Annotated in this window: 23 protein-coding genes; 13 read left to right on the top strand and 10 right to left on the bottom strand. The window is 72.0% G+C overall.

The genetic code is table 11. The features are described 5' to 3' along the window. The first annotated feature begins 36 nt into the window (after positions 1 to 36). The 3 genes from OHS17_RS02955 to OHS17_RS02945 all read left to right on the top strand — a co-directional run bounded on the left by OHS17_RS02955 (position 37) and on the right by OHS17_RS02945 (position 2,595). Positions 37 to 705, top strand: coding sequence for a TetR family transcriptional regulator (locus tag OHS17_RS02955; protein ID WP_330310916.1), 669 nt, complete (start codon positions 37 to 39; stop codon positions 703 to 705). Further along, positions 702 to 1,472, top strand: a complete 771-nt coding sequence (locus OHS17_RS02950) for an SDR family NAD(P)-dependent oxidoreductase (protein WP_161212566.1) — start codon at positions 702 to 704, stop codon at positions 1,470 to 1,472. Before OHS17_RS02955 ends, OHS17_RS02950 begins: the two co-directional genes overlap by 4 nt. 82 nt (positions 1,473 to 1,554) lie before the next feature. Then, the gene (locus OHS17_RS02945) at positions 1,555 to 2,595 is read left to right on the top strand and encodes an NAD(P)-dependent alcohol dehydrogenase (protein ID WP_330310915.1); all 1,041 of its coding nucleotides are present in this window, start codon (positions 1,555 to 1,557) and stop codon (positions 2,593 to 2,595) included. Between the two features lie 32 nt (positions 2,596 to 2,627). Here the strand turns inward: OHS17_RS02945 and OHS17_RS02940 are convergent, their stop codons facing one another. Genes OHS17_RS02940 through dhaK form a run of 4 tightly spaced genes read right to left on the bottom strand, consistent with a single transcriptional unit; the run spans position 2,628 to position 5,181 of the window. Beyond that, entirely contained in the window at positions 2,628 to 3,119 is a 492-nt protein-coding gene (locus tag OHS17_RS02940) for an NUDIX domain-containing protein (RefSeq protein ID WP_330310914.1), read from the bottom strand. A gap of 28 nt (positions 3,120 to 3,147) precedes the next feature. Continuing rightward, on the bottom strand, positions 3,148 to 3,549 hold the full coding sequence (locus OHS17_RS02935; protein WP_330310913.1) for a PTS-dependent dihydroxyacetone kinase phosphotransferase subunit DhaM: 402 nt from the start codon (positions 3,547 to 3,549) through the stop codon (positions 3,148 to 3,150). Then, complete coding sequence (gene dhaL / locus OHS17_RS02930) at positions 3,546 to 4,160, bottom strand: dihydroxyacetone kinase subunit DhaL (protein ID WP_330310912.1); 615 nt, start codon at positions 4,158 to 4,160, stop codon at positions 3,546 to 3,548. The genes OHS17_RS02935 and dhaL overlap by 4 nt, the downstream gene beginning before the upstream one ends. 28 nt (positions 4,161 to 4,188) lie before the next feature. After that, a complete protein-coding gene (gene dhaK / locus OHS17_RS02925) occupies positions 4,189 to 5,181 on the bottom strand; it encodes a dihydroxyacetone kinase subunit DhaK (RefSeq protein ID WP_026171490.1) in 993 nt (330 codons plus the stop codon). Positions 5,182 to 5,327: 146 nt separating this feature from the next. Here dhaK and OHS17_RS02920 point away from each other — a divergent pair, with 146 nt between their 5' ends. Then, the gene (locus OHS17_RS02920) at positions 5,328 to 5,867 is read left to right on the top strand and encodes a DUF1697 domain-containing protein (protein WP_330310911.1); all 540 of its coding nucleotides are present in this window, start codon (positions 5,328 to 5,330) and stop codon (positions 5,865 to 5,867) included. Between the two features lie 4 nt (positions 5,868 to 5,871). On the opposite strand, the gene OHS17_RS02915 is transcribed toward OHS17_RS02920, so the two are convergent. Next, positions 5,872 to 6,267, bottom strand: a complete 396-nt coding sequence (locus OHS17_RS02915) for a TOBE domain-containing protein (protein ID WP_018102867.1) — start codon at positions 6,265 to 6,267, stop codon at positions 5,872 to 5,874. Positions 6,268 to 6,365: 98 nt separating this feature from the next. Between OHS17_RS02915 and OHS17_RS02910 the strand changes: the two genes are divergently transcribed. From OHS17_RS02910 to OHS17_RS02885, 6 genes are all read left to right on the top strand, one after another. Then, the gene (locus OHS17_RS02910; protein ID WP_073865523.1) at positions 6,366 to 7,844 is read left to right on the top strand and encodes an MFS transporter; all 1,479 of its coding nucleotides are present in this window, start codon (positions 6,366 to 6,368) and stop codon (positions 7,842 to 7,844) included. A gap of 10 nt (positions 7,845 to 7,854) precedes the next feature. After that, complete coding sequence (locus OHS17_RS02905) at positions 7,855 to 8,880, top strand: glutathione S-transferase family protein (protein ID WP_330310910.1); 1,026 nt, start codon at positions 7,855 to 7,857, stop codon at positions 8,878 to 8,880. 101 nt (positions 8,881 to 8,981) lie between these two features. Beyond that, a complete protein-coding gene (locus OHS17_RS02900; RefSeq protein ID WP_330310909.1) occupies positions 8,982 to 11,201 on the top strand; it encodes an NADP-dependent isocitrate dehydrogenase in 2,220 nt (739 codons plus the stop codon). Between the two features lie 173 nt (positions 11,202 to 11,374). Continuing rightward, positions 11,375 to 13,105, top strand: coding sequence for an aa3-type cytochrome oxidase subunit I (ctaD, locus tag OHS17_RS02895; RefSeq protein ID WP_330310908.1), 1,731 nt, complete (start codon positions 11,375 to 11,377; stop codon positions 13,103 to 13,105). After that, positions 13,102 to 13,470: a hypothetical protein gene (locus tag OHS17_RS02890; RefSeq protein ID WP_330310907.1), complete on the top strand. Its 369-nt coding sequence runs from the start codon at positions 13,102 to 13,104 to the stop codon at positions 13,468 to 13,470. The genes ctaD and OHS17_RS02890 overlap by 4 nt, the downstream gene beginning before the upstream one ends. Positions 13,471 to 13,603: 133 nt before the next feature. Next, positions 13,604 to 14,965, top strand: coding sequence for an NAD(P)/FAD-dependent oxidoreductase (locus OHS17_RS02885; RefSeq protein WP_330310906.1), 1,362 nt, complete (start codon positions 13,604 to 13,606; stop codon positions 14,963 to 14,965). A gap of 24 nt (positions 14,966 to 14,989) precedes the next feature. Here OHS17_RS02885 and meaB read toward each other — a convergent pair whose 3' ends face one another. Genes meaB through mutA form a run of 3 tightly spaced genes read right to left on the bottom strand, consistent with a single transcriptional unit; the run spans position 14,990 to position 20,057 of the window. Beyond that, the gene (meaB, locus tag OHS17_RS02880; protein ID WP_330310905.1) at positions 14,990 to 15,988 is read right to left on the bottom strand and encodes a methylmalonyl Co-A mutase-associated GTPase MeaB; all 999 of its coding nucleotides are present in this window, start codon (positions 15,986 to 15,988) and stop codon (positions 14,990 to 14,992) included. 11 nt (positions 15,989 to 15,999) lie between these two features. Next, a complete protein-coding gene (gene scpA / locus OHS17_RS02875; protein WP_330310904.1) occupies positions 16,000 to 18,201 on the bottom strand; it encodes a methylmalonyl-CoA mutase in 2,202 nt (733 codons plus the stop codon). Then, entirely contained in the window at positions 18,201 to 20,057 is a 1,857-nt protein-coding gene (mutA, locus tag OHS17_RS02870) for a methylmalonyl-CoA mutase small subunit (protein WP_330310903.1), read from the bottom strand. Before mutA ends, scpA begins: the two co-directional genes overlap by 1 nt. 195 nt (positions 20,058 to 20,252) lie before the next feature. Here mutA and OHS17_RS02865 point away from each other — a divergent pair, with 195 nt between their 5' ends. From OHS17_RS02865 to OHS17_RS02855, 3 genes are all read left to right on the top strand, one after another. Continuing rightward, positions 20,253 to 20,681, top strand: coding sequence for a DUF6325 family protein (locus OHS17_RS02865; protein ID WP_234011824.1), 429 nt, complete (start codon positions 20,253 to 20,255; stop codon positions 20,679 to 20,681). A 50-nt stretch (positions 20,682 to 20,731) separates the two neighbouring features. Beyond that, complete coding sequence (locus OHS17_RS02860; RefSeq protein ID WP_073865518.1) at positions 20,732 to 21,034, top strand: SHOCT domain-containing protein; 303 nt, start codon at positions 20,732 to 20,734, stop codon at positions 21,032 to 21,034. A gap of 182 nt (positions 21,035 to 21,216) precedes the next feature. Further along, positions 21,217 to 22,020 (top strand): tyrosine-protein phosphatase, encoded by an 804-nt coding sequence (locus OHS17_RS02855; RefSeq protein WP_018102879.1) that lies wholly within the window; start codon positions 21,217 to 21,219, stop codon positions 22,018 to 22,020. A gap of 75 nt (positions 22,021 to 22,095) precedes the next feature. Here OHS17_RS02855 and OHS17_RS02850 read toward each other — a convergent pair whose 3' ends face one another. Both OHS17_RS02850 and OHS17_RS02845 read right to left on the bottom strand, forming a co-directional pair. Continuing rightward, on the bottom strand, positions 22,096 to 22,668 hold the full coding sequence (locus OHS17_RS02850; protein ID WP_330310902.1) for a hypothetical protein: 573 nt from the start codon (positions 22,666 to 22,668) through the stop codon (positions 22,096 to 22,098). Continuing rightward, positions 22,665 to 23,249 (bottom strand): hypothetical protein, encoded by a 585-nt coding sequence (locus OHS17_RS02845; protein ID WP_018102881.1) that lies wholly within the window; start codon positions 23,247 to 23,249, stop codon positions 22,665 to 22,667. Before OHS17_RS02845 ends, OHS17_RS02850 begins: the two co-directional genes overlap by 4 nt. Positions 23,250 to 23,435 lie beyond the last annotated feature (186 nt).

The following is a 23,435-nucleotide window of genomic DNA, read 5'->3' as shown; positions in this document are numbered from 1 at the left end:
TCGCATCGGGACATTTTCGGGTGTACGGTGAAAGACATGCAAGCGGAACAGAAGATTCCGGACAGGCGGGGCCGCAAGGCCCGCCGGACCCGGGACGCCCTGGCCGGAGCCGCGTTCGAGCTCGTGCTCGACCGGGGACTCAGGGAGGTCACGGTCGAGGAGATCGCGGAACGCGCCGACCTGGACCGCCGCACCTTCAGCCGGTACTTCGCGAGCAAGGAGGACGCCGTCCTGGACTCGGTCCGGGGCGACGGCGACCGCATCAACGAGGCCCTGCGCGCCCGGCCGGCCGATGAGCCCCCGCTCACCGCCTACCACCGGGCCGTCCAGGACTGGCTCGCGGACCCCGGGGTCCCGGCCTGGCACCGCCGCCCGCGCATCTACGAGCTGCTGGTCCTCGCCGAGCGCGAACCGACCCTCTACGCGGCCTTCCACCACATCCGGGTGGACGCCCAGGCGGACTCGGTCGCCATCGTCGCGGACCGGCTCGGCACCGACCCCCTCAGCGACCTGCGGCCCGCCGTCACGGTCGCCGCCGGAGCCGGCGCCCTCCTCGCCGCCCAGGCCGCCTGGGTGCGCGGAAACCGCCCCGACGAGCTGCCCCGGCTCGTGGAACGGGCCTTCGACGCCCTGACCGGCGAGCTCTTCACCGGCCCCGCGCCGCACAGCACCACCAGCACCACGGAAGGAAACGGCACATCATGAGCACCACCACCCCCGCCGACCAGGAGTTCGCCGGCCGCACCGCCCTCGTCACCGGAGGGGCCTCCGGCATCGGCCTGGCCCTCGCCCACCGGCTCGCCGGCGCGGGCGCCTCGGTCGTCGTCGCCGACTACAACGAGGCGAGCGCCCGCGAGGCCGCGGCCGCGCTGGAGAGCGCCGGCGGCCGGGCCGCCGCCGTGGCCATGGACGTCACCGACCCCGCGTCCGTCGAGGCGGGCGTGCGGTTCGCCGTCGACACCTTCGGCGCCCTGCACCTCGCCGTGAACAACGCCGGCATCGGCGGCCCCAGCAACCCGACCGGTGAGTACGCCGTCGAGGACTGGGACCGGGTCGTCGCGACCAACCTCAGCGGCGTCTTCTACTCGATGCGCTACGAACTGCCCGCCCTCGTCGCCGCGGGCGGCGGCGCGATCGTCAACATGTCCTCGATCCTGGGCACCAACGGCTTCGCCGGTTCTCCGGCCTACGTCGCCGCCAAGCACGGCGTCGTCGGCCTCACCAAGACCGCCGCCCTGGAGTACGCCGCCCAGAACGTCCGGATCAACGCGGTGGGCCCCGGCTTCATCGACACCCCGCTGCTGCGCAACACGGAGGGCCCGGCCCGCGACCACCTGATCTCGCTGCACCCGGCGGGCCGCCTGGGCACGTCCGAGGAGGTCGCGGAGCTCGCCGCGTTCCTGCTCTCCGACCGCGCCTCGTTCATCCACGGCAGCTACCACCTGGTGGACGGCGGCTACTCCGCCTCCTGAGCGGGGGAGCGGACGGGGGGCACGGGGGACAACGGGGGTTTCGGGGGTCAGCACACACGCCACAGAGGTCGAGGAGGACCCCATGAAGGCAGTTCAGTACCGCGAGATCGGCGCCGCACCCGAGGTCGTCACCGTGCCCGACCCCGAGCCGGGCCCCGGGCAGGTCCTGCTCAAGGTCACGGCGGCGGGCGTCTGCCACTCCGACATCGCCGTGATGAGCTGGACCGCGGACGAGTTCCCGTACCCGCTGCCGCTCACCCTCGGCCACGAGGGCGTCGGCACGATCGCCGCGCTCGGTGACGGCGTCACCGGCCTGGAGACCGGCCAGTCCGTCGCCGTCTACGGCCCCTGGGGCTGCGGCACCTGCGTGAAGTGCGCCGAGGGCAAGGAGAACTACTGCCTGCGCGCCGCGGAGCTCGGCATCAACCCGCCCGGCCTGGGCTCGCCCGGCGCCATGGCCGAGTACATGATCGTGGACGACCCGCGCCACCTCGTGCCCCTCGGCGACCTCGACCCGGTCCGGACCGTGCCGCTCACCGACGCGGGCCTCACCCCGTACCACGCCATCAAGCGCTCCCTGCCGAAGCTGGTGCCCGGAGCCACCGCCGTCGTCATCGGCACCGGCGGCCTCGGCCACGTGGCGATCCAGCTGCTGCGCGCCCTGACGTCCGCCCGGGTCATCGCCCTCGACGTCACCGAGGACAAGCTCGCCCTCGCCCGCACCGTAGGCGCGCACGAGACCGTCCTGTCCGACGAGCACGCAGCCGCCCGCATCCGCGAACTGACGGGCGGCATCGGCGCCCAGGTCGTCCTGGACTTCGTCGGGGCCCCGCCGACCGTCGCCACCGCCGGGGCGGCGGCCGCCATCGACTCCGACGTGACCATCGTCGGCATCGGCGGCGGAGCGCTGCCGGTGGGCTTCGGCGCCCTTCCGTTCAACACGACGGTCACCGCCCCGTACTGGGGATCGCGCTCCGAACTGGCCGAGGTGCTGGACCTGGCCCGCACGGGGGCGGTGGACGTCCACGTCGAGACCTACCCGCTGGACGAGGCACCGCTCGCCTACGAGCGCCTGCACGCGGGCAAGATCAACGGCCGGGCGGTCATCCTCCCGCAGAGCTGACCGGTTCCACGACGCGGAGGGCGGTGCCGACGTCAGGCCCCGCCCTCCGCCAGCCGCTCGCGCAGCCGGTCCACGAAGACCCGCTGCCCCTTCACCAGCCGCTCCGACGCCTCCTCGGGCGTGCACCAGGCGAACCGGTCCATCTCCGGGAACTCCCGCAGCGTCCCCGACCTACGGGGCCACTCCATCGAGAACGTGCCGGGCACCGCCGCCGCCGGGTCGGCATCTCCCTCCAGCGCCCACACGGTCACCGTCTTCCCACTGGCCTGACGCGCCTCGCCCAGCGCCACCCAGGCACCGTCCGGCGCCGGATGCCCGAACTCCTCCTCGAACTCCCGGCGCGCCGCCGCCTCCGGCTCCTCATCGGGGCCGTACTCGCCCTTCGGCACCGACCAGGCGGCCTCCTCGCGCCCCGCCCAGAACGGGCCGCCCATGTGGCCGATGAACACTTCGAGGCCGCGCCCGGCCCCGGTGCGGAACAGCAGCAGCCCCGCGCTGCGGCGGGTGGTCCTCTCGGCCGTCATACCGTCAAGTGTGCCCGGCGCCCGGTCGTCACGCCTTGCGGTAGTCGTACGCCTCCGAGGCCGCCGCCTCCACCGCGTCGAGGTCGCCGCCCGCCGACGCCGTGACCACGGCGGCCACCGCGCCCTCGACGAACGGGGCGTCCACCAGCCGTGTCCCGGGCGGGAGTTCGTCCTCCGCCAGCATCGCCTTGACCGTGAGGACCGCGCTCCCCAGATCGACCAGGACGGCGACCCCGGCCCCGCCGTCCACCGCCCGGACGGCCTCCGCGATCAGCTCCGTACTTGTCCCGAGCCCGCCCGCCCCGGTGCCGCCCGTCGCGGCCACCGGAGCCGTCGCCCCGCCCGCCGCCAGCCCCCGGGCCAGCTCCGCCACCGACTCGGCCACCGGCCCGCTGTGCGAGACCAGCACGATGCCCACCTGCGCGCTCACGCCGCGCCCCCGTCCGTCTCCGCCGTGTCCGCCAGCGCGGCGATCAGCAGCGCCGCCGACGTCGCCCCCGGGTCCTGGTGCCCGACGCTCCGCTCACCCAGATAGCTCGCCCGGCCCTTGCGCGCCCGCAGCGGTACGGTCGCCTCGGCGCCCGCGGCCGCCGCGTCCCGGCCCGCCGCGAACGACGTCCCCAGCGCCTCCACGGCCGGCAGCAGCGCGTCGAGCATCGTCTTGTCACCGGCCTGCGCCCCGCCCAGCTGGGACACCGCCGCGACGCCCTCGCCGAGCGCCCGCGCCAGATCGGCGGGGGAGACGGCCGCCGCGTCGCCCAGCGCCTTGCCCGTACGCCGCAGCAGCGTCCCGTACAGCGGCCCCGAGGCGCCGCCGACCGTCGAGATCAGCTGCCGTCCGGCCAGCGCCAGCACGGCCCCCGGGGTCTGCGGCGGCTCCTTCGCCAGCGCCGCCGAGACCGCGGCGAACCCGCGCTGGAGATTGCTGCCGTGATCGGCGTCCCCGATCGCGGAGTCCAGCTCCGTCAGGTGAGCCGCCTCGCGGTCGACCAGAACGGCGGCCGCGGTCATCCAGCGATGGAAGAAACCGGCGTCGAGCACATCCACTCCTCGGTCCGTCACGTGCGGATCAGCGTCCCCAGCGCAGCGCCGGCGTCTCCACCGGCGCGTCCCACAGCCGCAGCAGCTCCTCGTCCACCTGGCACAGCGTCACCGAGCAGCCCGCCATGTCGAGCGAGGTCACGTAGTTGCCCACGAGCGTACGAGCGACCACCACGCCCCGTTCCCGCAGCACCCGGTGCACCTCGCCGCCGAACCCGTACAGCTCCAGCAGCGGGGTCGCGCCCATGCCGTTGACCAGGGCGAGCACCGGGCCGCTGGGCCGCAGGTCGTCCAGGACCGCGTTCACGGCGAAGTCCGCGATCTCCCCGGAGGTCATCATCGCCCGCCGCTCCCGGCCCGGTTCGCCGTGGATGCCGATGCCCAGTTCGAGCTCACCGGCGGGCAGGTCGAAGGTGGGGGAGCCCTTCGCGGGCGTCGTGACGGAGCTGAGGGCCACCCCGAAGCTGCGCGAGGACTCGTTGACCCGGCGGGCGATCGCGGCCACCCGGTCCAGCGGGGCGCCCTCGTCGGCCGCCGCGCCCGCGATCTTCTCCACGAACAGGGTGGCGCCCGTGCCCCGGCGCCCGGCGGTGTACAGGCTGTCGGTCACCGCGACGTCGTCGTCCACGAGGACCTGCTCGACGCGCAGCCCCTCCTCCTCGGCGAGCTCGGCGGCCATCTCGAAGTTGAGGACGTCCCCGGTGTAGTTCTTGACGACGAAGAGCACGCCCTCGCCGCTGTCCACGGCGGCCGCCGCCCGCACCATCTGGTCCGGCACCGGCGACGTGAACACCTCGCCCGGACAGGCCGCCGACAGCATGCCCGGGCCGACGAACCCGGCGTGCAGCGGCTCGTGCCCGGACCCGCCGCCGGAGACCAGGGCCACCTTCCCGGCCACGGGCGCGTCCCGGCGTACCACGACCCGGTTCTCCACATCCACGGTCAGTCCGGGATGGGAAGCGGCGATCCCGCGCAACGCGTCGGCCACCACGGTTTCGGGAACGTTGATCAGCATGCGCAACGGAATCTCCCAGGAGAGCTGTCGGACCCGGACGGCGTGAACCGTTCCCACCGTAGGCCGTGATCGCGCCGCTGCGAAGACGGCGGGGCTACGCTGTCGGCATCCGCCGCGCCCCGCGCCCCTCCCGCAGGAACAGGTGACCGGATTTGCTGTACATCGCGCTGCTCCGAGGGCTGAACGTGCCGGGCCGCTCCGTGAAGATGGAGCGGCTGCGCGGACTCTTCACGGAACTGGGCCTCGCCTCCGTACGCAGCTACATCCAGAGCGGCAACATCTTCTTCGAGTCCGACGAGACCGACCGGGCCGCCCTCACCGCCCGCATCGGCGACCACCTCGCCGGGGCCCTCGGCTACGACGTCGCGGTGTGCCTGCGTACGATCCCCGAGCTGGAGGCGCTGATCGCGCTCGACCCGTTCAAGGACGTCACGGTCACCGACGACATCCGCCTCTGCGTCGTGTTCACGACCGAGCGCATCCCGTCGGATCTGGACCTGCCGATGCTCTCCCCGAAGAAGGACATGGAGATCATCGGCCACACGGACTACGACGCCTTCGTCGTCTGGCACCTGATCAACGGCAAGGCACCGGCCGCGAAGGGGTTCCAGGAAGGCGTCCTGGGCCATGACGCGACGACCCGCTTCTTCCACACCGTCGGGAAGATCCTGGCCGCCGCCCGGAAGGACTGACCGGTCAGGCCCGGTCGATGTGCACGCTGGTCGACTTGACCCGGGCGGTGGCCTGCACCCCGACCTCCAGGCCCAGTTCCTCCACGGCCTCCCTGGTCAGCAGGGACACCAGCCGGTGCGGTCCCGCCTGGATCTCGACCTGCGCGGCCACATCACCCAGCTTCACCGCGGTGACGATGCCCGCGAACGCGTTGCGCGCGGAGGTGTACGAGACCTCCTCGTCGCCCGCCCCGTTCTGCGCGACCTCGACGGAGAACGCCGCCAGGTCGCGGCCGTCGATGAGGCGGCGGCCGCCCTCGTCACGGTGGGTCGCGACGCGCCCGGCGTCGGCCCAGCGCCGGGCGGTGTCGGGGCTGACCCCCAGGAGCCGGGCCGCCTGCCCGATCGTGTACGACTGCATGCGCCGTACCCTAACCGCCCCGCGACCCCGCGTACGCGGCACGGCCGGGTGGACCAGCCGGGATGAGGAATCCGGGCGCGCGTCCTAGGGTGCGAACCATGGCAGACAGCGCGGGGGACCGGGGTTCCGACGGGCACGACACGCCCGATCCGCGACGGTGGCAGGCGCTCGCCGTCTGCCTGGTCGCCGGGTTCATGACCCTCCTGGACGTCTCGATCGTCAACGTCGCGCTCCCCTCCATCAAGGAAGGGCTGCACACCCCGGAGTCCGACCTGCAATGGGTCCTGTCCGGGTACGCCCTGGCCTTCGGCCTGTTCCTCATCCCGGCCGGGCGGCTCGGCGACGCACGCGGCCGGCGCGCCGTGTTCATGGCGGGGCTCACGCTCTTCACGCTGTCCTCCGCGGCCTGCGGCGCCGCCCAGTCCAGCATGTGGCTGGTGATCGCCCGGCTGGTCCAGGGGCTGGCCGGCGGCATGGTCTCGCCGCAGATCTCCGCCCTCATCCAGCAGATGTTCCAGGGCCGGGAACGCGGTCGCGCCTTCGGCATGTTCGGCACGGTGGTCGGCATCTCCACCGCCGTGGGCCCGCTGCTCGGCGGCCTGCTGATCCAGGCGGCCGGAGCGGAGGAGGGCTGGCGCTGGGTGTTCTACGTCAACCTGCCGCTGGGACTCGTCTGCCTCCTGCTGGCCCGCCGCCTGCTGCCCGACACCCCGTCCGCCGGTCCGGTCCGGCTGCGCGACCTCGATCCGCTCGGCGTGCTGCTGCTCGGCACGGGCGTCCTGGCCCTGCTGCTGCCCTTCGTCCAGTCCCGCCAGTGGCCCGGTGACGAGAAGTGGCTGCTGCTGATCCTGGCCGTGGCGCTGCTCGCCGCGTTCGTCGGCTGGGAGTCCCGGTGCGGCCGGCGCGGCACCCAGCCGGTCGTGGACCTCCGGCTCTTCAAGGTGCGCTCGTACTGGCTGGGCTGTCTGCTCATCCTGCTCTACTTCGCCGGGTTCACCTCGATCTTCTTCATCACCACCCTCTATCTCCAGAGCGGTCTGCACTACACCGCCCTCCAGGCCGGTCTGGCCATCACCCCCTTCGCCCTGGGCTCCGCCGTCGCCGCCAGCCCCGGCGGCCGGCTCGTCGGCCGCTTCGGCCGCCCCCTCGTCGTCGTCGGCCTGGCCGCCGTGGCCATCGGGCTCGGGGCCACCGCGCTCGCCGTCCACCTGGTGCCGGGCCGGGGCGCCGGCTGGGCGATGGCAGCCCCGCTGCTCTTCGCGGGGCTCGGCAGCGGCCTGGTCATCGCGCCCAACCAGACCCTGACCCTGTCCGAGGTGCCGGTGGCCACCGCGGGCAGCGCCGGGGGCACCCTCCAGACCGGGCAGCGCGTCGGCTCCGCCATCGGGATCGCCGCCGTCGGAGCGGTGTTCTTCGCCCAGGTCGGCGGCGACGGCTGGTCCGACGCGTACGACCACGGGCTCATCGTCTCCGTCGCGTTCGTCGTCGGCGCCCTGCTCGTCGCGGTCGCCGACGTGGGCGGCGGCCGGCGGGGCAGACGCCGTACACAGCACTCCCCACCCGCAGCCGCCTCCTGAGGAGAACGCGATGAACGACTCCGCCGGCACCGACGGCAACAGCTCGTACGGACACAAGCCCTTCAAGCGCTCCCGCAGCCACTTCGCGGACCGCATCACCGCCGACGGCCGCGACGGCTGGCCCGTCGAGGCCGGCCGCTACCGGCTCGTCGCCAGCCGGGCCTGCCCCTGGGCCAGCCGCGCCCTGGTCTCCCGCAGGCTCCTCGGCCTGGAGGACGCGCTCTCGCTCGGTATCACCGACCCGCTCCAGGACGACCGCAGCTGGCGTTTCACCCTCGACCCGGACGGCCGGGACCCGGTGCTCGGCATCCGCTACCTCAGCGAGGCCTACGACGCCCGCGAGCGCGACTACCCGGGCGGAGTCAGCGTCCCGGCGATCGTGGACGTCCCCAGCGGCCGGCTGGTCACCAACGACTACCAGCGGATCACCCTGGACCTCGCCACCGAGTGGACCGCCCTGCACCGGCCCGGCGCGCCCGACCTCTACCCCGAGCCGCTGCGCGCGGAGATCGACGAGGTCATGGAGGGCATCTACCGGGACGTCAACAACGGGGTGTACCGCGCCGGTTTCGCGGACGGCCAGGACACCTACGAGGAGGCGTACGAGGCACTGTTCCGCCGCCTCGACCAGACGTCGGAACGGCTCGCGGACCGGCGCTACCTCGTCGGTGACACGATCACCGAGGCCGACATCCGGTTCTTCACCACCCTGGTCCGCTTCGACCCCGTCTACCACGGCCACTTCAAGTGCAACCGCCGGAAACTCTCCGAGGATTCGGTGCTGTGGGCGTACGCCAGGGACCTCTACCAGACCCCCGGGTTCGGGGACACGGTCGACTTCCACCACATCAAGCAGCACTACTACCGGGTGCACACCGGCATCAATCCCACCGGCATCGTGCCCGCGGGCCCCGACCTCTCCGGCTGGCTGACCCCGCACCACCGCGAACAGCTCGGCGGCCGCCCCTTCGGCGACGGCACCCCGCCCGGACCCGTGCCGCCCGGTGAGGAGATCCCGCCGGAGGGCCGCCCGTAGCGCGGGATCCGGCCGGTGTGGGGCAGGGCCCTGTCGAGCCCGCGCCGCTCACGAGATATCTTGATGTCAAGCAATGTTGCAGACGTGGAGCGGAGCACAGGGTGACTGACTCGACCATCATCTATACACACACCGACGAGGCCCCGGCCCTGGCGACGTATTCGTTCCTGCCCGTGATCGAGGCGTACGCCTCCAAGGCCGGGGTCACCGTCGAGAGCCGGGACATCTCCCTGGCGGGCCGGATCATCGCCGGTTTCCCGGAGCGCCTCCGCGAGGACCAGCGCATCGACGACGCTCTCGCCGAGCTCGGCGAGCTGGCCACCACTCCGGGTGCCAACATCATCAAGCTGCCGAACATCTCGGCCTCGATCCCGCAGCTGAAGGCCGCGATCGCCGAGCTCCAGGCCCAGGGCTACGCCCTCCCGGACTACCCGGACGACCCGAAGACCGACGAGGACAAGGACGTCCGCGCCCGTTACGACAAGGTCAAGGGCAGCGCCGTCAACCCGGTCCTGCGCGAGGGCAACTCCGACCGCCGCGCCCCCGCGTCGGTCAAGAACTACGCCAAGACCCACCCGCACCGCATGGGCGCCTGGACCGCCGACTCGAAGACCAACGTCGCCACCATGGGCGTCGACGACTTCCGGTCCACCGAGAAGTCCGCGGTCATCGCAGAGCCCGGCGCCCTGCGCATCGAGCTCGCCGGGGACGACGGCACCACCACCGTCCTGCGCGAGTCCGTACCGGTCCTCGCGGGCGAGGTCGTGGACGCGTCCGTCATGCGCGTCGCCGCCCTGCGCGAGTTCATCACCGCCCAGATCGCCCGCGCCAAGGCCGAGGGCGTCCTCTTCTCCGTGCACCTCAAGGCCACGATGATGAAGGTCTCCGACCCGATCATCTTCGGCCACGTGGTGCGCGCCTTCTTCCCGAAGACCTTCGCCGAGTACGGTGACGTGCTCGCCGCGGCCGGCCTGACCCCGAACGACGGTCTGGGCGGCATCCTCAAGGGCCTGGAGGCCCTGCCCGAGGGCGCGAAGATCAAGGAGTCCTTCGAGGCCGAGCTCGCCGAGGGCCCCGCCCTCGCCATGGTCGACTCCGACAAGGGCATCACGAACCTGCACGTCCCCAGCGACGTCATCGTGGACGCCTCCATGCCGGCCATGATCCGCACCTCCGGCCACATGTGGGGCCCGGACGGCAACGAGGCCGACACCATCGCCGTCCTGCCGGACAGCAGCTACGCCGGTGTCTACCAGGTCGTCATCGACGACTGCCGCGCCCACGGCGCCTTCGACCCGGCCACGATGGGCTCCGTGCCCAACGTCGGCCTCATGGCGCAGAAGGCCGAGGAGTACGGCAGCCACGACAAGACCTTCGAGATCCCCGCCACCGGCACCGTCCGCGTCGTGGACGCCGCCGGCAACGCCGTGCTGGAGCAGGCCGTCGGCGCCGGCGACATCTTCCGCATGTGCCAGACCAAGGACCTGCCGATCCAGGACTGGGTCAAGCTCGCCGTCACCCGCGCCCGCGCGACCGGCAACCCGGCCGTCTTCTGGCTCGACGAGGACCGCGCGCACGACGCGCAGCTCATCGAGAAGGTCCGGACGTACCTCGCCGAGCACGACACCGAGGGTCTGCAGATCGAGATCATGACCCCCGAGAAGGCCACCGCCTTCTCCCTGGAGCGCATCCGCCGCGGCGAGGACACCATCTCCGTCACCGGCAACGTGCTCCGCGACTACCTGACGGACCTCTTCCCGATCCTGGAGCTCGGCACCAGCGCGAAGATGCTCTCCGTCGTCCCGCTGATGAACGGCGGCGGCCTCTTCGAGACGGGCGCAGGCGGTTCCGCGCCGAAGCACGTGCAGCAGCTCGTCAAGGAGGACTACCTGCGCTGGGACAGCCTGGGCGAGTTCCTGGCCCTCGCCGTCAGCTTCGAGCACCTCGCGCAGACCACGGGCAACGCCCGCGCCCAGGTCCTCGCCGACACGCTGGACCGGGCCACGGCCACGTTCCTCAACGAGGACAAGTCGCCCTCCCGCCGCCTCGGTGGCATCGACAACCGCGGCAGCCACTTCTACCTGTCCCTGTACTGGGCCCAGGAGCTGGCGCAGCAGACCGCCGACGCCGAGCTCGCCGCCGCGTTCGCCCCGCTCGCCAAGACGCTGTCCGAGCAGGAGCAGACGATCGTGGACGAGCTGATCGCGGTCCAGGGCAAGCCGGCCGACATCGGCGGCTACTACCAGCCCGACCCGGCCAAGGCCGCGGCCGTCATGCGTCCGTCCGCGACGTTCAACCAGGCGATCGCGAGCCTCGCCTGACCCGAAGGTCACCCGATGCCCCGGCCGGCTTCCGCCGCGCCGGGGCATCGGCGTTCCCTCACCCCCCTGACGGGTGAATGTCGCGGCCCGGCGGGTGCCGGGCCGCGCGACGGGCCCGCTTCGCTGCTTTGCTGCATCCGGTAACACGGATGCACAAGCGAAGGAGCGGCCCCGTGACGACGACGGGCACACCAGGTACGGCCGAGGACGAGGAGTCGTACTCCAACGAGCTGCCGGTGCGCAGCCGGGAACCCGGCAACGTCGTCATCAGGTGGGCGACCACCACCGATCACAAGACGATCGGCTCCCTCTACCTGGTCACCTCGTTCGCGTTCTTCCTCGGCGGCGGGCTGCTCGCCCTGTTCATGCGCGCCGAGCTGGCCCGGCCGGGCATGCAGATCATGTCGAACGAGCAGTTCAACCAGGCGTTCACGATGCACGGCACGATCATGCTGCTGATGTTCGCGACGCCCCTGTTCGCCGGATTCACGAACTGGATCATGCCGCTGCAGATCGGCGCGCCCGACGTGGCGTTCCCGCGGTTGAACATGTTCGCGTACTGGCTCTACCTCTTCGGCTCGCTCATCGCGGTGGCCGGCTTCCTCACCCCGAACGGCGCTGCGGACTTCGGCTGGTTCGCCTACTCCCCGCTGACCGACGTGGTCCGCTCGCCCGGGATCGGCGGTGACCTGTGGATCATGGGCCTGGCCTTCTCCGGCTTCGGCACGATCCTCGGTTCGGTCAACTTCGTCACCACGATCATCTGCATGCGCGCGCCCGGCATGACGATGTTCCGCATGCCGATCTTCGTGTGGAACGTCCTGCTGACCGCCGTGCTGGTGCTGCTGGCGTTCCCGGTGCTCGCCGGGGCACTGCTGGCGCTGGAGGCGGACCGCAAGTTCGGCGCCCACGTCTTCGACGCGGCCAACGGCGGCGCGCTGCTCTGGCAGCACCTCTTCTGGTTCTTCGGTCATCCGGAGGTGTACATCATCGCCCTGCCGTTCTTCGGCATCGTCTCCGAGATCATCCCGGTCTTCAGCCGCAAGCCGATCTTCGGCTACATCGGCCTGGTGGCCGCGACGACCGCCATCGCCGGGCTCTCGATCACGGTGTGGGCGCACCACATGTACGTCACCGGCGGGGTGCTGCTGCCGTTCTTCTCGTTCATGACGTTCCTCATCGCGGTGCCCACCGGGGTGAAGTTCTTCAACTGGATCGGCACCATGTGGAAGGGCTCGCTCTCCTTCGAGACCCCGATGCTCTGGTCGGTCGGCTTCCTCGTCACGTTCCTCTTCGGCGGACTGACCGGGGTGATCCTGGCTTCCCCGCCACTCGACTTCCACGTCTCCGACTCGTACTTCGTGGTCGCGCACTTCCACTACGTCGTCTTCGGCACCGTGGTCTTCGCGATGTTCGCCGGCTTCCACTTCTGGTGGCCGAAGTTCACCGGCAAGATGCTGGACGAGCGGCTCGGCAAGATGACCTTCTGGACGCTGTTCGTCGGCTTCCACGGCACGTTCCTGGTGCAGCACTGGCTCGGTGCCGAGGGCATGCCCCGCCGGTACGCGGACTACCTCGCCGCGGACGGCTTCACCGCGCTGAACACCATCTCGACCATCTCCTCGTTCCTGCTCGGCCTGTCGATGCTGCCGTTCATGTACAACGTCTGGAAGACCGCCAAGTACGGCAAGCAGATCACCGTCGACGACCCGTGGGGCTTCGGCCGTTCGCTGGAGTGGGCGACGTCCTGCCCGCCGCCCCGGCACAACTTCGTCACCCTGCCCCGTATCCGCTCCGAATCCCCGGCCTTCGACCTCCACCACCCCGCCGTGCGCGAACTGGAGGAGGCCGCCACCCGGCCGCAGACGTCCGTGACGGTGGCGCCGGGGGACAAGCACGAGTGAGCGGCGAGAAGAGGCGGGCGCAGGCCGACCCGGACGCCGAGAGCGCCCGGGGACTGGCTCAGATGGAGGGCTACCTGCTGTGGAACGCCGAGGTCGAGCAGGCCCGCAGGCTCGCCCGGCGCTTCACCGACCAGCTGCCCTGGCTCACCACCGCCCAGCGCGAGGACGTGGAGCGGGTCTACACCGCCGAGCGGACCGCCGAGTCCCGGGTGACGCTGGCGCGGATCTCCGCCCGCGCGCTGCAACTGCGCGGCGAGTACACCGAGCGCTACCGCAGGCTGCGGGCCCGCTGCGTCGCCGCGGCCGTGGTCTGCGCGGGCGCGGCGGGCGGCGCCTTCGGGGTCGTCACCTACCTGGCCAGATGATCCGGCGCGGTCGTCCGTTCTGCCTTCCCAGCAGGCGCACTCGCCGCCCGGTCGTGAAGATGAGAGGTGACGGGCGCGTGTGACGGGGCAGGCGAACGGACGACCGTGCAGACCCCCAGAAGGGACGATCACTGTGGCACGACCCAGGATTCTCGTAGTCGGAGCCGGTTTCGCCGGGGTCGAGTGCGTACGCCGTCTGGAGCGGGGGCTGCGGCCCGGTGAAGCGGACGTCTCGCTCGTCGCCCCGTTCTCGTACCAGCTCTACCTGCCCCTGCTGCCCCAGGTGGCGTCCGGGGTGCTGACCCCGCAGTCCGTCGCGCTCTCGCTGCGCCGCAGCAGCCGCCACCGCACCCGGATCATCCCCGGCGGGGCTATCGGCGTGGACCCCCAGGCGAAGGTGTGCGTGGTCCGCAAGATCACCGACGAGATCGTCAACGAACCGTACGACCACCTCGTCCTCAGCCCCGGCAGCGTCACCAGGACCTTCGACATCCCCGGGCTCCTCGACCACGCCCGCGGCATGAAGACGCTCGCCGAGGCCGCCTACGTACGCGACCACGTCATCGCGCAGCTCGACCTCGCGGACGCCAGCCACGACGAGGAGGAGCGGGCCTCCCGGCTCCAGTTCGTCGTGGTCGGCGGCGGGTACGCCGGCACCGAGACCGCGGCCTGCCTCCAGCGCCTCACCACCAACGCGCTGCGGCACTACCCCAGGCTCGACCCGAAGCTCGTCAAGTGGCACCTCATCGACATCGCCCCGAAGCTCATGCCCGAACTGGGCGACAAGCTGGGCGCCAGCGCCCTCAAGGTGCTGCGTGACCGGGGCATCGAGGTGTCGCTCGGCGTGTCCGTCGCCGAGGCCGGGCCCGACACCGTGACGTTCACCGACGGCCGGGTGCTGCCCTGCCGGACGCTGATCTGGACCGCCGGGGTCGCCGCCAGCCCGCTGGTCGGCACCTTCGACGCGGAGACCGTGAAGGGGCGGCTCGCCGTCACGCCCGAGATGGTGCTGCCGGGCCACGACGGCATCTTCGCGCTCGGCGACGTGGCCGCCGTTCCCGACCTGGCCAAGGGCGACGGCGCGGTCTGCCCGCCCACCGCGCAGCACGCACAGCGCCAGGGCCGCAAGCTCGCCGAAAACCTGCTCGCGAAGCTGCGCAACCAGCCGCTTCAGCCGTACGTCCACAAGGACCTCGGGCTCGTTGTGGACCTCGGCGGGAAGGACGCCGTGTCCAAGCCCCTCGGCATCGAGATGCACGGCATCAGCGCCCAGGCCGTGGCGCGCGGCTACCACTGGTCGGCGCTGCGCACCAACGTCGCCAAGGCCCGCGTCATGGCGAACTGGCTGATCAACGCCGCCGCGGGCGACGACTTCGTCCGCACCGGCTTCCAGATGCGCAAACCGGCGACGCTGCGGGACTTTGAATACACCGACAGCTACCTGACTCCGGAGCAGGTCCGGAAGCACACCGCCGCCCTCCACACCCGGATGTGACCGGGCGCGGCGGGCGGCGGCCGCTCAGACCGCCGGGCCGGACCCCCGGAACGCGTTGAGGATCGCCTCGGCGGCCAGGGTCGCCGGGAGCGTCCCCTCCCGCACCCGGCGCTCCAGGTCCGGGGCCACCGCCCGCACCCCGGCGTGGCCGCGCAGGCTTTCCAGGAGCTCGTCGCGCACCATCGTCCAGGCCCAGTCCACCTGCTGCTCGCTGCGCTTGGCGGCGAGCCGGCCGGTCGACTCCAGGAGCGCCCGGTGCTGTTCCAGCCGCTCCCACAGCGTGTCGAGACCGGTCGACTCGCGGGCGCTGCACGTCAGGACCGGCGGGGTCCACGCCGCGTCCGCCGGGTGCATCAGCCGCAGCGCGCCCGCCAGTTCACGGGCGGCGGACCGCGCGTCGCGCTCGTGCGGGCCGTCCGCCTTGTTGACGGCGATGGCGTCCGCGAGCTCCAGGACGCCCTTCTTGATGCCCTGCAACTGGTCACCGGTGCGCGCCAGGGTCAGCAGCAGGAACGTGTCGACCATGTTGGCGACCGCGGTCTCCGACTGGCCGACACCGACGGTCTCCACCAGCACGACGTCGTAGCCCGCCGCCTCCATCACCACGATGGACTCGCGGGTCGCCTTCGCCACCCCGCCCAGCGTGCCGGCGGTGGGGGAGGGGCGCACGAAGGCGTTCGGGTCCACCGCGAGCCGTTCCATCCGGGTCTTGTCGCCCAGGATGGAACCGCCCGTCCGGCTGGACGACGGGTCGACCGCCAGCACGGCGACCCGGTGCCCGAGCCCGGTGAGCATGGTGCCGAGCGCGTCGATGAACGTCGACTTGCCGACCCCGGGCACTCCGCTGATGCCGACGCGCCGGGCGTGGCCCGAGTGCGGCAGCAACCGGCGCAGCAACTCCTGCGCCAGCGCCCGGTGGTCGGGGCGGGTGGACTCGACCAGGGTGATGGCGCGCGCGATGTGCGCGCGCTTCCCGTCGAGCACGCCCTTCACATAACTGTCGAGATCGATCCTCGGGGCCATCGCTCAGCGGCTCACAGCTCGTGTCCGAGCGCGGAACCGAGCCGCGTCACCAGGTCGTGCGCCGCCTCCGGGATCACGGTCCCGGGTGGGAACACGGCCGCGGCGCCCGCCTCCAGGAGCGCGTCCACGTCCTGCGGCGGAATCACCCCGCCCACCACGATCATGATGTCCTCGCGCCCCTCGGCGGCCAGCTCCTCGCGGAGCGCGGGGACGAGGGTGAGGTGGCCGGCGGCCAGGGACGAGACGCCCACGATGTGCACGTCCGCCTCGACCGCCTGCCGGGCGACCTCGCCCGGGGTCTGGAAGAGCGGGCCGACGTCCACGTCGAAGCCCAGGTCGGCGAACGCGGTGGAGATGACCTTCTGGCCCCGGTCGTGCCCGTCCTGGCCCATCTTGGCGACCAGGATGCGCGGACGGCGCCCCTCGGCCTCCTCGAACGCGTCGACCAGCGCGCGGGTGCGGTCCACGGACGGCGACTCCCCTGCCTCGTTGCGGTACACACCGGAGATCGTACGGATCTGGCCCGCGTGTCGGCCATAGACCTTCTCCAACGCGTCCGAGATCTCGCCCACGGTCGCCATCGCGCGGGCCGCGTCCACAGCCAGGGCCAGCAGATTGCCCTCAAGACCGGGGCCCGGGTCGCGCTCGGCGGCGGCGGTCAGCGCGCGCAGGGCGTCCTGGCAGGCCTGCTCGTCGCGTTCCTCGCGCAGGCGGCGCAGTTTGTCGATCTGCTGGGCGCGTACGGAGGTGTTGTCGACCTTGAGGACGTCGATCTGTTCGTCGGTCTCGACGCGGTATTTGTTGACGCCGATGACGGGTTGGCGGCCGGAGTCGATGCGGGCCTGGGTGCGGGCCGCGGCTTCCTCGATGCGGAGTTTCGGGATGCCGGCGTCGATGGCCTTCGCCATGCCGCCTGCGGCCTCGACCTCCTCGATGTGCTGCCACGCCCGCCGCGCCAGGTCGTACGTCAGCTTCTCCACGTAGGCGCTGCCGCCCCACGGGTCGATGACCCGCCCGGTCCCGGATTCCTGCTGGAGGAGGAGCTGGGTATTGCGGGCGATGCGGGCGGAGAAGTCGGTGGGCAGGGCCAGTGCTTCGTCCAGGGCGTTGGTGTGCAGTGACTGGGTGTGGCCCTGGGTGGCGGCCATGGCCTCGACGCAGGTGCGGGTGACGTTGTTGAAGACGTCCTGCGCGGTCAGCGACCACCCGGACGTCTGCGAGTGCGTCCGTAGCGACAGCGATTTGGGGTTCTTCGGGTCGAACTGTTGCACGAGCTTGGCCCAGAGGAGCCGGGCGGCGCGGAGTTTCGCGATCTCCATGAAGAAGTTCATGCCGATCGCCCAGAAGAAGGACAGCCGGGGTGCGAACGCGTCCACGTCGAGGCCCGCGCCGCGTCCGGCACGCAGGTACTCGACCCCGTCGGCCAGGGTGTAGGCCAGCTCCAGATCGGCCGTCGCCCCGGCTTCCTGGATGTGGTAGCCGGAGATGGAGATCGAGTTGTAGCGCGGCATCTTCTGCGAGGTGTACGAGAAGATGTCGGAGATGATCCGCATCGAGGGCTTCGGTGGATAGATGTAGGTGTTGCGGACCATGAACTCCTTCAGAATGTCGTTCTGAATGGTCCCGGCCAGCTTCTCGGGCGGCACGCCCTGTTCCTCGGCGGCCACGATGTACAGCGCGAGGACGGGCAGGACCGCGCCGTTCATCGTCATCGACACCGACATGCGGTCCAGCGGGATGCCGTCGAAGAGCTGACGCATGTCGTAGATCGAGTCGATCGCCACACCCGCCATGCCCACGTCGCCCGTTACCCGGGGGTGGTCGCTGTCGTAGCCGCGGTGCGTCGGCAGGTCGAAGGCCACGGACAGGCCCTTCTGACCCGCCGCCAGATTCCGCCGGTAGAACGCGTTGGACTCCTCGGCCGTCGAGAAACCCGCGTACTGCCGGATCGTCCACGGCTGGTTGACGTACATCGTCGGATACGGACCGCGCAGGTACGGCGCGACGCCCGGGTACGTACCGAGGAAGTCCAGGCCCTCCAGGTCGTGCCCGGTGTACAGCGGCTTGACGCCGATGCCCTCGGGGGTCTCCCACAGCAGGTCGCCCACCGAACTACCGGAGGACTCCTTGACCGCGGCGCGCCACTGGTCCTCGGTGACCTCGGGGGAGCCGTCCGGCCCGAGCCCGATGTCGGAGAAGTCGGGGATACGCATTACGCCACACCCATCCGGTCGAGAAGGGAAGAGAGCACGGCCACCGCGTCGCAGCCGGCGAAGACGTACTCGTCCACACCGTCGTACGCACCCGGCCGCCCCGCCAGATACACGCGCCGCGCGCCCGCCGCGACCAGCGCCGCGGCGACCTCCGCCGCCTGTTCGGCGTAGAGCGCGTCGCTGGAGCACAGGCACGCCGCGTCCGCCCCGGAGGCGGCGAACGCCGCGGCCACCGACGACGCGTCCACCTGAACCGGCTCGTGGACCGGCTCGACGCCGCCCGCCTGGAACAGATTGGAGGCGAAGGAGACCCGCGCGGTGTGCACCGCCGCCGGGCCCAGCGCGGCGATGAACACGCGTGGCCTGCTCCCGGTCGCCGCCAGATGGGCGTCCGAGCGGGACCGCAGCGCCTCGAACGCTTCGTCGCGCCGGACGACCGGCAGGCCGCCCCGCGCCGGGGCCGCCGGGAACGGCTCGCGCTCCACCGGGCGTTCGGCCAGCAGCGGGAATTCGCTCACCCCGGTCACCGGCTCCTTGCGCCGCGCCAGGTCCTTGCTGCGCGCCGCCCAGGTCGCCGCGATCCGCTCCGCGACCAGCCCCGAGTCCAGCGCGGCAGCCTGGCCGCCCGCCCGCTCGATCTCCTGGAAGAACGACCAGGCGGCTTCCGCGAGTTCGTCGGTCAGCCGTTCCACGTACCAGGAACCGCCCGCCGGGTCGATGACCCGGGCGAGGTGCGACTCCTCCAGCAGGATCGTGGAGGTGTTACGGGCGATGCGCCGGGCGAACGCGTCGGGCAGGCCCAGCGCGTGATCGAACGGCAGCACGGTCACCGCGTCCGCCCCGCCGACGCCCGCGCCGAGGCTCGCGAGGGTGGTCCGCAGCATGTTCACCCACGGATCGCGCCGCGTCATCATCACCGGCGACGTCACCGCGTGCTGCCGCTGCGCCCCGGCGCCGGGAGCCCCGCAGACCTCGGCGACACGCGCCCACAGCCGGCGCGCCGCCCGCAGCTTGGCGATCGTCAGGAACTGGTCGGCGGTCGCCGCGTACCGGAACTCCAGCTGCCCGCACGCCGCTTCGACATCGAGCCCGGCCTCGGTCAGCGCCCGCAGATACGCGACGCCCGTGGCCAGCGAGGCGCCCAGCTCCTCGGCCGCCGAACCGCCCGCCTCGTGGTACGGCAGCGCGTCCACGACGACCGCGCGCAGCCCGGGATACTCCTCGGCGCAGCGTCGCGCCCAGCGGACGGCCTCCGTCAGGTCGGGCGCGGTGCCCTCGCGCGCGGCCCGCCCCAGCGGATCGGCGCCGAGGCTGCCCCGTACCTCTCCGGCCGGGAGACCGCGCTCCGCGTGCAGCCGCAGCAACTCGGTCGCCGCGGCGTCCAGTTCCGCGCCCGCGTCCAGGACGATCGGCGCCAGGTCGAGCAGGACGCCGTCGAGGGCCCGGTTCAGACCGGAGACCGGCACGCCGGAGGCGCCGCCGACGGCCAGCCACAGCGAGGTGACGCCGTTCTCCAGGTCCGCGAGCACGGCCTCGTTGAGCCGGGCGGGGTCGGTGAACGCGTGCCGCTGGCGTACGCCCCAGCCGCCCGCCGTGCACCCTTCGGGCTTCGCCCCGCGGGTGAACGGGGCGAAGCCCGGGAGACCGGCATCGGGCGCGTCGTCGCGCGAGGTGTAGAGGGGCCGGGTGATGAGCCCGTCCTCCACCGTGGTGGACAGTGCTTCCTCGGCGGCCGGTCCCGATACGTCCTTGCCCGATTTGCGCAGCACACCTTCGACAAGGCTCTGCCACTGCTCATGGGTGGGGTCGGGGAATCCGGCGGCCAGCGGAAGCCCGTCAGCAGGCTGGACCGTCATGGCCCAGATGCTAGGGCAGCTTCCCGGGGGAGGAGCAGTACGTCGGCCTGTGACCTTGCCCTCCCCCAGCGCACTTGATCCTTTACGTACGGTCGCGTAGCCGCTCTTGTTGCTATGTGTTGATTTGCCACAGTGCAGCACTGATTGCCCAAAGTTATGCTGCTCACAATCCATTCATGCGGAGAGGACGCACCCGTGACCGTGGGACCAGTGGAATACCTCGTCGTCGCGTTTCCCGGCAGCCGGTTCACGGGTGCCATCGCGCCCGCGCTGGCCGACGCGGTCGCCTCGAAGGCGGTGCGCATCCTGGACCTGACCTTTGTGCAGAGAGCCGAGGACGGCACGATCCAGGCCGTCGAACTGGACGATCTCGACCCCGACGACCTGGTCTCCTTCGAGCCGGTCGAGGGTGAGGTCAGCGGCATGCTGAGCAGCGAGGACATCCGGCTGCTCGGCGAGCGCGTGCCGCCGGGGAGCTCCGCCGCGCTGATCGTGTGGGAGGACCTGTGGGCCGTCCCGCTGGCCGAGGCCGTCCGCGCGTCGGGCGGGCAGGTCATCGCCCACGAACGGATTCCGGCCGAGGTCGCGGAGGCCGCCGCATCCGCCGCCGGCCACACCGGCTGACGCCCGCACCGGAAGGGGAACACGCCATGCCGATCTTCCGAGGACCCGGAATGAACCGCCGCGGACCCGGCCTCATCGGGGCCGCCGCGCGCACCGCCGTCATCGCGGGCACCGCGTCCGCCGTCACCGGGCGCGTCCAGCAGCGCCAGCAGAACAGGTTCGCCGAGCAGGAGGCCGAGCAACTGGCCGCCCAGCAGCCGATGGCACCCGCCCCGCAGCCCGCGGCACCACCGGCCGCGGCACCGGGCGAGGACATGATCGGACAGCTGGAACGGCTCGCCGCGCTCAAGCAGCAGGGCATCCTGACCGAGGCCGAATTCGAGGCCCAGAAGGCACGCCTGCTCGCCGGGTGAGGCAACGGGGTCGCGGGGCGTCTGCCCCGTAACCCCCCTTCCGCCTGCGCGCATGACGGCGATGCCCGGCCGTTCGATGATCTCCGGCGTTTTACTTTGTCGATGTGACGACATCATGCGACTTTTGATCCGGCCAGGCCGAAATCATTTCGGATGCGCGCCGGGAAAAGAGGAAATCCATCGTGCAAACCGTCAGGGCCGTCCCGACCTTTTCCGCCCTCAATCTGCGCGATCTCGGCGGCATCCCGCTGGGCCCGGGCCGACAGGTGCGGCCGGGCGCGGTGCTGCGCTCCGGCCGGCTCGGCGGACTGGACCCGGTGGACGCCGCGGCAGTCGCCGCGCTCGGCATCCGTACGGTCGTCGACCTGCGGACCGCCGACGAGCGGGGCTCGGCCCCCGACTCCCTGCCGCCCGGCGCCCGGCTCTTCGTCGCCGATGTGCTGGGCGACAACCCGGGCGTGACCCCCGCCCGCTTCCGCGCGCTGCTCGCCGACCCCGTCGAGGCCGAACGGCTGCTGGGCGACGGCAAGGCGGAGGAAGCGGTCGCGCGGTCGTACCGGCAGCTGGTGCTCTCGCCGGGCGCCGCGGCCGCGTACCGCGCCTTCATCGACACGGCGGCCGACCCCGCCGCGCGGCCGGTGCTCTTCCACTGCGCCACCGGCAAGGACCGCGCAGGATGGGGAGCTGCCCTGCTGCTCCTGATCCTCGGCGCCTCGCGCGATGTGGTACGGCAGGAGTTCCTTGCCGTGAATCCGGTGCTGCGGGTCGTCGGACGGCCGTACGTGCAGGGCTTCCTCGATGCCGGAGGCGACCCGGAGATCGCCTCGGCGATCATCGAGGTCCGCCCCCGCTACCTCGAAACGGCCCTGGCCGCCATGGACGAGCGCTGGGGCGGCCTGGACGGCTACGTACGCGACTGCCTGCGCGTGCCCGGCCCCACGCTGCGGCGGCTGCGCAGCGAACTGGTCGTCTACACCGGCCAGTAGCCCGCCGCTCCTGCCCGTACAGCACGCTGCCCCGGCACGCTCGGTGCCGGGGCAGCCTTCGTCTCGGAGCTTCTGTCAGACCTTCAGGAGCCGTTCCGTGAGGTCGCGGTAGTGCTGGAGGGTGATCCGCAGCTCCTCGGTCCGCGCCCCGGGGTCGCCGCCGTCCCCCTCGCTGACGTGCAGGGAGCTGCGGCGCTCCTTGAGGGCGTCCGTGAGGCCGGCGACCACCGCGTCGAACGTGGACTCGGCCTCCTCCACCGCCCGGTGCGGGCTCTCCACGAAGTCGGTCACCGCCTGGTGCAGCCGCTGGGCCAGCTTGTCCTGGTCGCCCGCCGGGAGGAGGCGGTCGGTGCCGCTGTGCGCGGTGTGCGCGCGGCTGTCGCGGTCCGGGGTGTGCGGCCGTTCCGTGGCGCCCGTGGCCGTGTCCTTGTCCACGTCCTTGTCCACGTCCTTGTGGCCGAGGTCCTTCTCGGCGAGGGGGACCGGGGCGGCGGCGGGCGGGGGAGTGGAGGGCGCCGTCCGGGGCGGACGGGCCGAGGTGTCGTCGGAGAAGTACGGGGAGGCGCCGGGAGCGGACCGGTCCTCGGTGGCCGGACGGCTCGTGGGCGCGGCCGGGGGCCGCGGGGTGGGGTCGGTGTCCTTGGTCATGCCGTGCCACTTCCTTCCGCATGGTGCTTGTCCCGGCGGACCGGGCGGTCCGTGCCGTTGGATACGAGGACGTCGAAGAGGCCCCGGGCCTCGACCAGCGCCGTCCGCAGCTGCTCCGTGTCGCCCTCGCCGCGCTTGGCGGCGTGCACGCGCCGGTAGCCGTGGACGTGCTTCGCGTGGTGGACGGAGAGCGCGTCGCTCTGCTCCTCGAAGTCCTTGCCGTCGGGGAAGCCCATGTCCCGGGCCAGCTCCGCGAGGAGCGTGTCGGCCTCGGCCACCGCCTGCTGCGGGGAGTCCACGAACCGGTCCTGGACCTGCGCCCAGCGGGCGACGTAGCGCTCCCGCTCCTCGGGCGACAGCGCGCGCTCGTCCAGCGAGCCGTGCCGCTTCAGCCGTTCGTTCAGTTCGTGTTCGGCGGCCTTGGTGTCACCGTCGTGCCGGGCCACGGCACGCTCGTACTCCGGTCCGAAACGCCGCCGCAGTCCGTGGCCGCCGTTCTTCCGGCCGAAGACGAGGAACGCTCCGGCGGCCGCCACCACGACGACCGCGAGGATGATCACGAGGGTCGTCATCGTCACCACCCCCGGCGGTAGTCGGTCCGCGGGTCGTTGTGTTCCACTCCCACCACCCCTTCGGGTTCGTTGCCCGGCGTGCCTTCCGGCCGGGCGTGACGCTCGTGTACCCCGGCGAACGCGTTCAAGTCGCGGCGGTTCCGGCATCCGTGGCCGACGGGCCCCCGAGGCCCCGTCGATAGGGTGGGAAGCGCC

The sequence above is a fragment of the Streptomyces sp. NBC_00523 genome (assembly GCF_036346615.1).
Classification (GTDB): Bacteria; Actinomycetota; Actinomycetes; order Streptomycetales; family Streptomycetaceae; genus Streptomyces.
The sequence above is the reverse complement of the archived record's forward strand: the minus strand, read 5'-3'. Positions and strand labels throughout refer to the sequence as shown.